This window comes from Novosphingobium sp. PhB165, from assembly GCF_004341845.1.
GTDB lineage: Bacteria > Pseudomonadota > Alphaproteobacteria > Sphingomonadales > Sphingomonadaceae > Novosphingobium.
Window position 1 is genome coordinate 61,253 of sequence record NZ_SLVB01000011.1, and the last position, 12,608, is coordinate 73,860.

At 64.7% G+C, this 12,608-nt stretch carries 10 protein-coding genes; 5 read left to right on the plus strand and 5 right to left on the minus strand.

Features of this window, described 5'->3' with window-relative positions; all coding sequences use genetic code 11:
- Nucleotides 1–63: 63 nt before the first annotated feature.
- Nucleotides 64–2,385 carry a TonB-dependent receptor gene (locus EDF56_RS22560; protein WP_207904939.1) on the minus strand — a complete coding sequence of 774 codons (2,322 nt, stop codon included), beginning with the start codon at nucleotides 2,383–2,385 and terminating at the stop codon, nucleotides 64–66.
- 13 nt (nucleotides 2,386–2,398) lie between these two features.
- Between EDF56_RS22560 and EDF56_RS22565 the strand changes: the two genes are divergently transcribed.
- Nucleotides 2,399–2,623 (plus strand): hypothetical protein, encoded by a 225-nt coding sequence (locus EDF56_RS22565; RefSeq protein ID WP_132391825.1) that lies wholly within the window; start codon nucleotides 2,399–2,401, stop codon nucleotides 2,621–2,623.
- On the opposite strand, the gene EDF56_RS22570 is transcribed toward EDF56_RS22565, so the two are convergent.
- The 4 genes from EDF56_RS22570 to EDF56_RS22585 form a co-directional block, all read right to left on the minus strand.
- Nucleotides 2,611–4,971, minus strand: coding sequence for a TonB-dependent receptor (locus EDF56_RS22570; protein ID WP_165912336.1), 2,361 nt, complete (start codon nucleotides 4,969–4,971; stop codon nucleotides 2,611–2,613). The two genes, EDF56_RS22565 and EDF56_RS22570, sit on opposite strands and share 13 nt — an antisense overlap.
- Nucleotides 4,972–5,055: 84 nt before the next feature.
- A complete protein-coding gene (locus EDF56_RS22575) occupies nucleotides 5,056–5,910 on the minus strand; it encodes a glucose 1-dehydrogenase (RefSeq protein ID WP_132391829.1) in 855 nt (284 codons plus the stop codon).
- The gene (locus tag EDF56_RS22580) at nucleotides 5,910–7,235 is read right to left on the minus strand and encodes a cytochrome P450 (protein ID WP_132391831.1); all 1,326 of its coding nucleotides are present in this window, start codon (nucleotides 7,233–7,235) and stop codon (nucleotides 5,910–5,912) included. The genes EDF56_RS22575 and EDF56_RS22580 overlap by 1 nt, the downstream gene beginning before the upstream one ends.
- Before the next feature lie 119 nt (nucleotides 7,236–7,354).
- Complete coding sequence (locus EDF56_RS22585; protein ID WP_243652789.1) at nucleotides 7,355–7,669, minus strand: 2Fe-2S iron-sulfur cluster-binding protein; 315 nt, start codon at nucleotides 7,667–7,669, stop codon at nucleotides 7,355–7,357.
- A gap of 250 nt (nucleotides 7,670–7,919) precedes the next feature.
- Here EDF56_RS22585 and EDF56_RS22590 point away from each other — a divergent pair, with 250 nt between their 5' ends.
- From EDF56_RS22590 to EDF56_RS22605, 4 genes are read left to right on the plus strand one after another with little or no spacing between them, the layout of a single operon-like run.
- Nucleotides 7,920–9,206, plus strand: a complete 1,287-nt coding sequence (locus tag EDF56_RS22590) for an amidohydrolase family protein (protein ID WP_132391835.1) — start codon at nucleotides 7,920–7,922, stop codon at nucleotides 9,204–9,206.
- Between the two features lie 11 nt (nucleotides 9,207–9,217).
- Complete coding sequence (locus tag EDF56_RS22595; RefSeq protein ID WP_132391837.1) at nucleotides 9,218–10,648, plus strand: aromatic ring-hydroxylating dioxygenase subunit alpha; 1,431 nt, start codon at nucleotides 9,218–9,220, stop codon at nucleotides 10,646–10,648.
- The gene (locus tag EDF56_RS22600) at nucleotides 10,645–11,397 is read left to right on the plus strand and encodes an SDR family oxidoreductase (RefSeq protein WP_132391839.1); all 753 of its coding nucleotides are present in this window, start codon (nucleotides 10,645–10,647) and stop codon (nucleotides 11,395–11,397) included. The genes EDF56_RS22595 and EDF56_RS22600 overlap by 4 nt, the downstream gene beginning before the upstream one ends.
- On the plus strand, nucleotides 11,394–12,545 hold the full coding sequence (locus EDF56_RS22605; protein ID WP_132391841.1) for a CoA transferase: 1,152 nt from the start codon (nucleotides 11,394–11,396) through the stop codon (nucleotides 12,543–12,545). The genes EDF56_RS22600 and EDF56_RS22605 overlap by 4 nt, the downstream gene beginning before the upstream one ends.
- Nucleotides 12,546–12,608 lie beyond the last annotated feature (63 nt).

Here is a 12,608-nt window from a genome sequence, read left to right on the forward strand (position 1 = left end):
AGCATAGCGCAGCAATGACGAGGATGCGACGGGGCCGGAGAACTCTCCGGCCCCGCGCTCAGATCAGAACTTGCCCGAGATCGAAGCACCGATGACGCGCGGTTCGTTGAACACGGCCGCCATGTAGTTCTCGATCACACCCTTGAGGTTCTTCTCATTGGTGATGTTGCGGGCGAAGGCCGCGATTTCGTACTGGCCACCCGGAGCCGAGTAACCAACCTTCAAACCGCCCTCGAAGTCACCGTCGGAGTAGAACTCCTTGGTCTTGTAGAGCACGAAGTTCGTGTAGCCCTGCAACATCCAGTCGGTCGAGGCGAAGAGCGAACCGCCGTTGCCCAGCGGCACGTCGTAGCGGGCGGTGATGTTGGCAGTGTACTTCGGCGCGTTGGGCAGCGGGTTGCCGTCGATCTGCGCGAAGACGCCCTTGCCGGCCACCGTGATCGTCGGGTTCTCGACCGTGCAGACCACCACGCCGTTAAGCGCGCAGACCTGTGCGTAGACGTTCTTGTCCTTGATCTCGGTGTGCAGCAGGCTGAGACCGGCGGTCAGCGTCAGGTTCCGCACCGGCCGCGCTTCCAGTTCGGCTTCCATGCCGTAGGCCTCGGCCTTGTCGGCATTGAACAGCACGCCGTTGCCGTCGGCGTCGTTGCCGTTGAGCTGGATGTCCTTCACCCGGTACGCGAAGCCCGAAAGGTTGAAGCGCACCTTGTTGTCGAACAACTGGGTCTTGATGCCCGCTTCACCCGAAAGGATCGTTTCCGAATCCGCCGTGGTGAAGTCCGTGTTGAACACCGCCGAACGGCCCTGAATGGTCGGTCCACGGAAACCGGTGGCGACGCGGGCGTAGACGCTGACGTCCGGGTTGACCTTGTAGTTCAGGCTGACGTCCCAGCTCGGCTTCTCGTCCGACAGGCGCACATTATAGCGGCCCTTGTAGGTCACCACGCCGTCGACGGTGTCGGCGGTCTTGATGAGGCGCGTCTTCTTGGTGTCGTTGGTATAACGCGCGCCGGCGGTCAGCGTCAGGCCGTCCACCAGTTCGTAGCTACCCTGACCGAAGAAGGCCCAACTGGTGTTGACGTTGCGCAGGCGCACCCAGTTGTTGGGGTTGTTGGCCGGCGGCGTCAGGAAATAGGCGCGCTGGTAGAAGTCGGTAATGTCACGCGAATCGAACCACATCGCACCGACCTGCCACTTGAAGCGGGTGGTGCCATTGCTGGCGAGGCGGAGTTCCTCGCTGAGCTGGTCGAGATCGCGCACATTGCCCTGCGACTGGCCGAAGCCATTGGCCACGCCGTTCACCGGGAAGTTCGCGCCCGCGCCGCCATCGGTATCGCCGCGGCTGTAGCCCGAGGTCGATTCCCATGCCGTGATCGAGGTCAGCGTGACCGGCCCGAAATCGAGCGCGATGCGGTTGGAGGCACCGTAAGTGTCATAGGCCTGCGGGTTGTTGTGCGCCTCGTCCAGCGCCACTTCATCGCGCGGCGTGTCGGACACGTCGTTCGAGCCCTTGGTGAAGGCGCCGCGATGGAAGATCGTGGACGTGCCCTCGTACTTGCGGGCGTGGAAGCTGGTCAGCATCGAGAAATCGCTGCCGGTCGGCGCGAGCAGGAGCTGCACGCGCGCGTCACGCTCCTCGAAGCCGCCCATTGCGTCCTTCTTGGGCGAAACGGTGCCGTCGGCGCTGGGGCCGTCGTAAGTGTTGTCCACCCAGTCGTCGCGGCGCTGATAGAGCGCGGAAACGCGGACCGCCAGCACGTCCTGAATGATCGGGCCGCCCACGCCGCCGTCGAACGAAACGGTGTTGTACGAACCGTAGCTGGCATTGGCACGGCCGGTCCAATGGTCGGTCGTGGGCTTGATCGTGTCGAACTTGATGATGCCGGCCGTGGTGTTGCGGCCGAACAGCGACCCCTGCGGGCCGCGCAGCACTTCCACCTGATCCATATCGAAGACCGGGTTCGACTTGAGCACGACATGCTCCAGAACCACGTCGTCCTGAATGATCGACACCGGCTGCGAGGCGCCGAGGTAGAAGTCGATATTGCCAAGGCCGCGAATGTAGAAGCGCGGGAAGATGCGGCCCGTGGTGGTTTCGGCATAGAGGCCCGGCACGCGGCCCGACAGCGCAAGGATGTCATCGCCGGCAGCCTGGAACGTGCGGAGCTGATCGCCCGAAACGACGCCGACCGAAACCGGCACGTCCTGAAGATTCTCGCGGCGGCGTTCGGCGGTCACGACGATTTCGCCGAGGCCTTCTCCGGCATTGGTTTCAGCCGCTGCGTTGGCGCCGGCGTCTTGCGCCAAGGCGGCATCGCTCAGCCCAAAGGCGCCAAGGCCACAACCAAGAAGAAGCGCGGTTCGGATGGTGAAAATGTGTCGCACGCGGATAGCCCCTTTGGGTAAAATCGAACGGCGCAGCTATAAAGGGAGGGTGACGCTGTCATTACAAGAACTTGTTGCGCATGGCTCAACCGGCGATTCTGCGCACGATTTCCCAAAAGGCGATGCAATTGAGCAACGCTTTCCGCTGGTGATGCAGATTGAATGGGATGGACGCATTTTGATGTGCGCAATTGCGGCGCGGAGGCCGCAATTGCGCGCAGATCTTCAGAACTTGTAGCTGATCTCCAGCCCATAAGTGCGCGGTTCGCCCACGGCGGCGGCATTGTGGCCCAGCGCGGCGGCGAGCGTCATGCCGCCGACGAAATAGGCCTTGTCGGTCAGGTTCTTGGCAAACAGTGCCGCCGAGAAATCCGATCCCATGATGCCGTTCCAGTCGAGCCGTGCGTTGACCAGCACATAGCCCGGCAGCTTGGTCCCCGGCGCAATCGAGTCCGCCGCGTTGGAGAAGTACTGCGCGGTCTGCCCATAGAGATCGCCGCGTAGCGAGACCTGACCCGCGTCCTCGGCCACCGGCATGAAGACTTGCGCATAGGCGGTGCCGGAGAACTTCGGCGTATCGCCCACCGGGCCGTAGGAATAGGGCGTTCCGAACAGTTCGATATGCCCGTCGGTGAACGTGGCATTGGTATAGGCTGCCGAACCGCCCAGTTCGAGCCACTCAGCGGGACGGATATTGCCCTGCGCCTCGAAGCCCCAGATCCGCTGGGACGGGACGTTTGCGGTCACGGCGATCGAGGCAAGGCCGCCGGGGCCGTCAGGATCCGGGAACTCCACACGCTGCACGTCCTGCACCCACTGGATGAACACGGCGCTGGCGAAGTTGGCGGGACGGCCCATGACCTGCCCTGCGAACTTCAGGCCGCCTTCGATATCCTGCGTGTGTTCCGAATTGAACAGGTTGCCGCCATCGGTCGCGGTGGCGTTAACCGGCGGGGCGGCGCCGTTGAAGCCGCCCGAACGGAACGATCCGCGCGTCTTGAGATAGGCGAACCAGTCGGATGTGACCTTGTATTCCAGGCCCACTTCCCACGAGGGATCGGAGAAGGTCTTGTGCTGGTCCGGCGCGCCGTATGTGTAAGTCGCGCCCGGAAGCTGCGCGATCGACACGCGCTCCCACGTGTAGCGCAGGCCGCCGGTCAGCTTGAGGTCGGTCACCACTTCGTACGAGACCTGCCCGTAGACCGCGTCCGTCTTGTTGCGGATGCGGAAGTTGTTGGTGACGTAGCTGGGTGGGATGATCGGCGAAACGTCGAAATAGGTCTGCGGCCAGAGCGTGTCGCTGCGCTGGCGCTGCATGTAATAGCCGACGATATAGTCGAGCCGGCTGTCCAGCGTATCGCCGACAAGCTGGAGTTCGTCGGAGACCGAGCGGACCTTGAGCTGGTTGCCGAATTCACCCGCCGGGGCATTGGCGGTCAGGATCGTCACGAACGGTGCTCCGAGCTGCGGCTGTTCGGAGCGCGTTTTCGAATCCGACCAGCCGAAGATGTTGCGCAGCTTGGCGCTGTCGCTCAGTTCGAACTCGGTGGTGTTGGTGACGAACCAGTCCTCGCCGTGATGGCTGGCGCCGCCCGGATGGCGCGTCTTGTAGGGCCCGATGCGGCGCTGTTCGTTCACATAGTCGATCAGGCCGGGCGCATAGGCGTCCGGGTGCGCGGCCAGATAGGCGTTCCACGCCCCCGGCCCGGCGATCGCGTCCAGCGAGGGTCCGAACAGACTTCCGGCGCCGCAAGTGAGCGCAAAACCGTTGTTGGTCTGGCCGCAGGAATAGACGCTGTAGGTGTACGAAGCGCCGGTATTGGTGCCGCGCGTGTTGGTATATTGCAGCATCGTGGTGTTGCTGATCGTATCGGTCGGCTTGATCGTCAGCGTTCCGCGGCCGCTCTCGCGGCGGATGTCGCCCAGTCGCTCGTCATTGAGCAGGTTGCGGATATAGCCGTTCTTGTGCAGCAGATCGAAAGCGCCGCGCAGCAGGATCTTGTCTTCCAGCAGCGGCACGTTCAGCATGCCCTCGCCTTCCCACGTATCCAGATTGCCGACGCGCCCGCGCAGCGAGGCCTCCAGCTTGTCCGTGGGCTTGGCGGTATTGTAGAGCACCGCGCCGCCAGTGGCATTGCGGCCGAACAGCGTGCCTTGCGGGCCCTTCAGCACCTGCACGTTCGCAAGATCGTAGAACGAGGAGGCACTGTTGATCGTCAGCGGCACTTCGTTGAGATAGGCGATCACGGCCGAGGGCGAGCCCGAGAACGTGTCAGCCGTCTGCCCACGGATCGAGTATGTCAGCGAGTTGTTGCCCTGAGTCTGGCGGATCGTCAGGCCCGGGGCGACGCGTTGCAGGTCGGAATCGGTCCTCACCCCGCGCTCGACCAGATCGCTGCCGCTGAGCGCAGTAATCGCTGCCGGTACGGTAGACAGGCTTTCGTCGCGCCGCCGCGCGGTCACGACGATATCGCCTTCGTGGACCGCCACGCCGCCGGACGGCGCTTGCTGCGATTGTGCGTAAGCGCCGTCCGCTCCGGACAGCACCGTTCCAGCCGCCAGCGCGGCCTTCAGCCAGTTCCTCATGTTCCCTCTCCTCCCCGGGAACGGCATGGCGCCGCTCCAAGCTTGCCGCCACAAGTCGGCTGTCTTCGCCCCTTTGCGGGGTCTTCAGCCGTCGAGCCGCTCCATCGCCGCGAATGCCGCAGTGCGAGCGTCGAAAATCTGCTCCAGATGGTTGACCGGATCGCCCACCGTCACGCCGCCTTCCACCGGGATCACCGCGCCGGTCATGTGGCGCGAACGGTCGCTGGCAAGGAACAGCGCCACTTGCGCCACGTCATCCGGCTCGCCGCGCCGCTTGATCAGCTGGTTGGAGAGGTAGACCGCGTTCACGCCCTCCTCGATCCGCGCGGCAAGGCCGCTCTCGGCCCCCTTCTCTCCGAACGAGGACAATTCGGTGCGCACGTGGCCCGGCACGATGCAGTTCACCCGAATGCCGTGCCGCGCCAGATCGATGGCGGAGGACTTGGAGAACTGGATCAGCGCCGCCTTGGACGCGCGATAGGTCATCATCGCATGGCCCGCGAGCGTGCCGGCGATGGAGGCATTGTTGAGGATCACGCCGCCTCTGCCCTGCCTCGCCATGATCCGCGCCGCATTGCGCGTGCCCAGCATCGGCCCGAGCACGTTGACGCGCATCACCCGGTCGAAATCCTCCAGCGTATCGTCCAAGAAGCTCGGAAACGCGCAGCAGGACATGCCCGCATTGTTGAACAGCACGTCGATCCCGTCAAAGCGAGAGACGGCAGCCTCGATCATCGCCTCCACCGCTGCCGGATCGGATACGTCGGTGCGCTGGTAGACCGCCGAAGCGCCGAGCCTTTCTGCCAGCGTCTCCCCCGCTTCGTCCGCGATATCGGCGATCAGGACTTTCGCCCCCTCCGCCGCGAACAGTTCCACGGTGGCGCGGCCGATGCCGCTGGCGCCGCCGGTGACGACCGCTACTTTGCCCGCAAGTTCCATCAGCGCGCCTCGAAGGTGATCGGCAGCGACTCGATGGTGCGCGTGGCGACGGTGGGCGTGTAGCGGATCGCGCTTTCGGGAATGGCCAGCTTAAGGTTCTTCATCTGCCGGGCGATCTCCCGCGCGGCCACCTTCACTTCCATGCGCGCCAGCGCCAGCCCGATGCAGCGGTGCGGGCCGCCGCCGAAGGCCACGTGGCGGCCGAGATTGGGCCGGGTCAGATCGAACTTGCGCGGCTCCGGGAACACCGTCTCGTCATCGTTCCCCGATCCGTAGACCAGCAGCATATGCGCGTGGGCGGGGATCGTCGTGCCGTTCACGGTAACTTCCCGCGTGGTCATGCGGCTGAGCGCGCGCACCGGCGGTTCGGCCCGCAGATGCTCCTCCACGAAGCGATTGAGCTGGCGATCGTCGTCGGCCACGCTTTCCAGCAATTCGGCCATGCCGGGGCGCGTGGTGAGGACGTAGAACAGGTTACCGATGGCGGTCGCCGTGGTGTCGTTGCCCGCGATCAGCGTGGCGCGCACCAGCGAGACGGCCTCTGCGAAAGTCAGCTTCTCCTTGCCGCCATCCTCATTGGTGACTTCGGCGTGGACCAGATCGGACAGCATGTCTTCCGACGGGTTCGTCTCGCGCTGCTTCATCTTGGCGATCAGATACTGCTGAAGCTCGGCTATCTGCGCGGCGTTGGCCAGCATCGTCTCGCGGCTCTGCATCGCGCCGATCTGCGCGGTGACTGCGACCGACCAGCGCGAAATCTGCTCTTCCATGCCCTGATCGAGCCCGAGCTGCTCCACGATCACGCGAATGGTCAGCGGGATCGCGATGTCCTTCACGGCATCGCACTGGCCATCGCCGCGCGCCACCACATCGGCGATCACCCCGCGCACCACTTCGGTAATGCGCGGTTCCAGCTCCTTCACGCGGTGCGCGGTGAAGGCCTGCTCCATCAGCTTGCGGATACGTGTGTGATAAGGCGGATCGGACATGATCGCGTCCGGGAAATAGCCGCCGCCGTGCTCTTCGAGGTAGGCCTGAAACTCCTCCCGCATCCCGCGCGCCTGCTGTTCGGAATAGCCGTGCTTGACCGAGAAGGTCACCGGGTCCGACTGGATCTGCGCAATATCCTCGTGCCGCGTCACCAGCCAGGAACCGAGCCGCTCGTCATAGTGGATCGGATCGCCGTGACGCATGGCGCGGTAGAACTGGTTCGGCTGCGCCTGGATCGCGGTATCGGCCAGCGAACCGCTATCGAGCAGCGCCTGTTCCTCGGGGGGCAGTTCCCGCCGTTCGCTGATCCGGTCTTCGCTTGCCTGTGTTGCCATTTAGCCTGTCCCGTAAAATGATGCTGCGGTCATAGCCGCCTCTTGTCATCTTCTATGGACCGGGCAGCGGCGACCAGCCATGCCCGCCCTCGAACCAAGGCTTGCCCCGAGGGGAAGGATCAGTACCCCGAGGCAGGCGCCACGGTGACTTCCAACCCGTCCAGATCGTCGTTCATCTTGATCTGGCAGCCGAGGCGGCTGGTGTCCTTCATGACGTCCGCCACCATGTCGAGCATGGCGAATTCCACATCGTCAGGCTCGCCCACTTCGTTCCACCATTCCTGCGCGACATAGACGTGGCAGGTGGCGCAAGCACAGCCGCCGCCGCAATCGCCCATGATCCCGGCAACACCGCGCGAACGCCCCAGTTCCATCAGGCTAACGCCCTCATCCACGTCGGAAAATTCGTGCTTCACGCCGTCGATGTCGGTCATGGTGACATGAAGGTTGCCCATAAATCCGGCCCGGTCCTCTTCGTTTGATTTTCACACGTGATGCCGCAGCCGGGGGGCCGCGCAAAGCGCTCCCCGTGCCCTGCGACTTGCCCCAGCGGGAAAACCGCCCCCGCGACGTACCTACAGGGACCAAGCCCACTGCCCGGCCCGTCATTTGCCGCGCCCCTCGCCGCTCTTAACCTGTGTTCCAAGAGCCACGAGGACATCGGTGGCCGGAAGGAGAAAAACCGTGGGACGGACACTGATCCAGAACGCCACGATATTCGACGGGACAGGCAAAAGCACGATCAAGGGCGATCTGGTGGTCGAGGGCAACCTCATCACCTCGGTCGGCACCACGACCGTTGCGCAGCCGGACGACATCACGATCGACGCCAGCGGCATGTTCCTGATGCCCGGCATGGTCGAAGGCCACGCGCACCTCTCGTTCGAGAATGTCTGCGCAACCGAGGACCTGATCACCCCCTGCCCCGAAACGCAGGTCTTCACCGCCGCGCGCGGGGCCAAGGCATTGATCGAGGCGGGCTTCACCTCTGCCTACGGCGCGTCCGAAGCGAAGCTGAAACTGGCCGTCGCGGTGCGTGACGAGGTCAACGCCGGCCGTCTTCCCGGCCCGCGCATCCGTGCGGGGGGCCTCGAAATCTCCGTCACCGGCGCGATGGGGGACGAGAGCAAGCTGCACAACCCGCGCATCGGCCCCTCCGCCATCGTCGACGGCGTGGAAGAGATGCGCAAAACCGTGCGCCTCCACTGCCGCGAGGGGATCGACAACGTGAAGCTCGATGTCTCGGGCGACCCGTTCTACCCCGGCACCCCCGGCAACACGACACCGATGACTTTCGAGGAAGTGCGCGTCGCCGCCGAAACGGCCCATGCCTATGGCCGCAAGATCAACGCCCACACCCGCTCCATCGAAGGCTCCAAACACTGCGTCCGCGCGGGCGTGGACGGCCTGTTCCACTGCGAATACGTGGACGAGGAACTGCTGGACATGATGGAGGAGGCGCGGGACCGCATCTTCATCGTCCCCACCGTCGGCCTCTTCGCGCAGATCATGGCGGGCGAGGCTTCGGCGCACGGCCTCTCGCCCGAAGTCGGCGGGTACATGAACATTCCGGACCTGCTGGAAAACTCGTTGAAGACGCATACCGAACTGCGCAAGCGCGGCATCCGCCACCTGATCGGCGGCGACTACGGCTTCGGCTGGAGCCCGCAGGGCACGCAGGGGCGCGACCTCAAATCCTTCGTCGATTTCTACGGCTACACCCCGGCCGAAGCGCTGGTCTGCGCCACGCGCAACGGCGGCCTCGCCATGGGATATGGCGGCGAACTCGGCACACTGGCGCAGGGCAAGCTGGCCGACCTGATCCTGGTCGACGGCGATCCGCTTGCCGACATTTCCATCCTCGCCGGGCCGGAAAAGGTCGCCTTCGTGATGAAGGACGGCGTGGTCCAGAAAATCAGCCCTGCCCTCGCAACACATGCGAGCACGCCGACGCTCGAAGCGGCGGAATAAGGAGCCTCAGAATGAACGTCGCCACCGGAACGCTGCAGCCCGGCGAGGCCCGCTGCCCCGCCGAATCCACGCAGGACATCATCGCCGCAGACCGCAACGCCGCGCCCGCCTGGGCCGCCAGCGAAAGCTACCACTACCTCGGCAGCGAGGACGTTTCCAAGGAACGCTACACCGATCCCGCCTTCGCCAAAGCGGAGTTCGAGCGGATGTGGACCCGCACCTGGCAGATGGCCTGCCGAGAGGACCACATCCCCGAAGTGGGCGACTATTACGTCTACGACATCGGATCGTACTCGTTCGTCGTCACGCGCTGCGATGACGACGAGATCCGGGCCTACTTCAACGCCTGCCTCCATCGCGGCACCAAGCTGAAGCCCTCCGGCACGGCAGGCTTTGCGGCGAATCTGAAGTGCCCGTTCCATGGCTGGACCTGGAACCTCGACGGATCGCTGAAGGAAATCCCCGAAAAGTGGGACTTCGCCCATGTCGCCACACAGAAGATGTGCCTGCCGGAAGCTCGCGTGGAGCGGCTGGGCGGCTTCGTCTGGGTCAACATGGACCCCGCCGCGCCCAGCCTTGAAGAGTACCTCGGCGCCGAGGCCCTCGCCCATCTCAAGGCGTGGAAGCTGGAGGATCGCTATATCTACCTCCACGTCCAGAAGAGCTACCCGGCCAACTGGAAGCTGACGATGGAAGCCTTCATGGAGGCCTACCACGTCGGCGACACCCACCCGCAAGTGGCACCCGCCAATGGCGACGTGAACTCGCAGTACGACGTTTACGGCGATCACGTGGACCGCTTCATCTCCACGCTCGGCGTGGTCAGCCCCAAGCTGCGCGACAAGTACAGCGAGGCGGACATCATCGCCAACTTCACGCTGGGCGACAGTTCCTCGCTGGGCGGCAGCAAGCCCGAACTGAAGGCCGGCGAACGCGCGCGGCAGGTGATGGCGGACATGTTCCGCGACATGTTCGAGACGGCGACGAACACCGATCTCAGCCACGTTTCGGATACCGAACTGCTCGATACCTACAGCTACACGTTCTTCCCGAACCTGTTCCTGTTCCCCGGCATCTCGCTGCCGATGATCTACCGCTTCCGCCCCGATGCGCGCGACCATCGCCGCACGATCTACGAAGTGATGTTCATGCGGCCCAAGCCCAAGGACGGCAGCGAAGTGGAAACGGCCGAGGTGGAGATCTTGGCTGATCACCAGTCCTTTGCAGAAGCACAGGGCATGGACCCCGGTTTCGGCCACATCCTCGATCAGGATACCGACAATCTCTACGCGCAGCAGGAAGGTCTGGAAGCCAGCGCCAAGCCCGGCATTACCCTGGGCGACTATCAGGAAGTGCGCGTGCGCCACTTCGAACAGACCATAGACAAGTACATGGCGCTGCCGCCCTATCGTCCTGACTTCCGGGCTTTACAGCGCCCGTGAGTTTCTCGCTTTCAGGTCGCACCATTTTCGTGGCCGGCGCCTCCTCCGGGATCGGCGCCGGTTTCGCGCGCGCCATTTCGGCTGCGGGCGGACGCGTCGTGCTGGGGGCGCGGCGCCTAGACCGCTGCGCCGAACTGGCGGCGGAACTGGGCGAAGCGCTAGCCGTCGAACTGGACGTGACGGACGAGGCTTCGGTGCGCGCCGCCTTCGATGCGGCAGAGACCCAGTTCGGCGTAATCGACGGCGTGATCTGCAATGCCGGCGTCGGCACCGGGGGCCGCTCCACCGATGTGCCGGAAGACGGGCTGCGCCGCGTGCTCGATACCAACCTGCTCGGCGCGATGCTGGTCGCGCGCGAGGCCGGACGGCGGTTGATCGCGGGCGGCAGTCGCGAGCATCAACGCGGGCGCGTGGTGCTGATCGGATCGATCACCGCGCAGCAGAACGGCACCGGCGATGCCATGTATGCGGCCACCAAGGCGGGTCTTGCCCACCTGGGCCGACAGCTGGCGCGCGAATGGGTGCGGCAGGGGATCAACGTGAACACCCTGCAACCCGGCTGGATCGCCACCGAGATCAACACGGACTGGTTCGCCAGCGAGCTCGGACAGGCCGACATTGCCGGCCTCCACCGCCGCCGCCTGCTCGATACCGAGGCGCTGACTCCGATGCTGCTTTACCTGCTTTCCGACGCCTCCGCGCAAGTGACGGGCGCGACGTTCACGATCGACGACGGGCAATCGCTATGACGAGCAGAGGTGCCCTTGAGGGGCTGACCGTAATCGAGGTCGCCGAGCGGGTGAGCGGCGAATATACCGGCAAGCTGCTGGCCGATCTCGGCGCCGAAGTTATCAAGGTGGAACGTCCCGGCGGCGCTCCGACGCGCACGATGGGGCCTTTCGCGGCGGGGGAATCGACCCTGTTCGCCTACCTCAACACCAACAAGAAATCGGTCGTGCTGAACCTTGCCGATGCGGCGGATCGCAAGGTGCTGGACCGCCTGCTGGCGCGCGCCCACGCGCTGATCGACGATCACGACGCGGGGTGGTCCCGCGCCATGGGCCTGACGCCCGAAGCGGTCTCTGCCGCGCATCCCGCGCTGGTGCACACGCTGGTCACGCCGTTCGGACAGGACGCGCCGGAAGGCTGGCAATCCGCCCGCCCGATCAACGTCATCGCGGCGGGTGGCTGGGCCTATCACAGCCCCAGCGAAACGCCTGCCGACAAGCCGCCGCTCAAAGGCGCGGGCCGGTTCCTCTCCGACTACGAAGCCGGAATCGACGCCGCGCTGGCGACCATGGCCTCGCTGCTGCGCCTGCGCCGCAAAGGTCAGGGCCAGTTCGTCGATATTTCCGAAGTGGAAGTGCAATTGAACCGCATCGACTGCGTGCTCGACCGCATGCTCGCGGGCGAGGCCGAGCCCAGCGATGCGCGCACCGCCTACGACATGGGCGGCCCCGGCACCTCCTTCGCCTGCCGCGACGGACACGTCTTCCTGCTGATGACCAGCCGCGCGCACTGGAAGGGCCTCTGCGCGCTGATGGGCGATCCGGACTGGACGCGGGAACTGCGGGAGGACTGGCTGGAGTTCGACTGCACGCCGCCCAATGTCGCGAAATTCCGCGAACATTTCACCGGCTGGATCGCCCGGCAGGACAAGCATCCGATCACCGAGGCCGCGCAGAAAGCCGGCGTCGCCATGGTGCCTGTCCAGACCGCCGAGGACCTGCCGCGCCATGAACAGTTCGTCCATCGCGGCTTCTTCCAGCAGGCCATGCATCCGGCGTTTGGGGAAGTCTCCTATCCCACCGCCGCCTACCGCATGAGCGCCACGCCGGTCCGAATTCGCTCTGCCGCGCCGGAACTGGACGCCAGCCGACAGGAGGCGGAAGCATGATTGGTTTCACGCGGAGGCGCGGAGACGCGGAGAAGAAAAGAGAGGAAGGAAGGTTGGATTCGC

Excerpts from the sequence above, each read along its gene's own strand:
- EDF56_RS22570 (WP_165912336.1), bottom strand. The coding sequence starts at position 4,971 with ATGAGGAACTGGCTGAAGGCCGCGCTGGCGGCTGGAACGGTGCTGTCC.
- EDF56_RS22575 (WP_132391829.1), bottom strand. The coding sequence starts at position 5,910 with ATGGAACTTGCGGGCAAAGTAGCGGTCGTCACCGGCGGCGCCAGCGGC.
- EDF56_RS22580 (WP_132391831.1), bottom strand. The coding sequence starts at position 7,235 with ATGGCAACACAGGCAAGCGAAGACCGGATCAGCGAACGGCGGGAACTG.
- EDF56_RS22585 (WP_243652789.1), bottom strand. The coding sequence starts at position 7,669 with ATGACCGACATCGACGGCGTGAAGCACGAATTTTCCGACGTGGATGAG.
- EDF56_RS22595 (WP_132391837.1), top strand. The coding sequence starts at position 9,218 with ATGAACGTCGCCACCGGAACGCTGCAGCCCGGCGAGGCCCGCTGCCCC.
- EDF56_RS22605 (WP_132391841.1), top strand. The coding sequence starts at position 11,394 with ATGACGAGCAGAGGTGCCCTTGAGGGGCTGACCGTAATCGAGGTCGCC.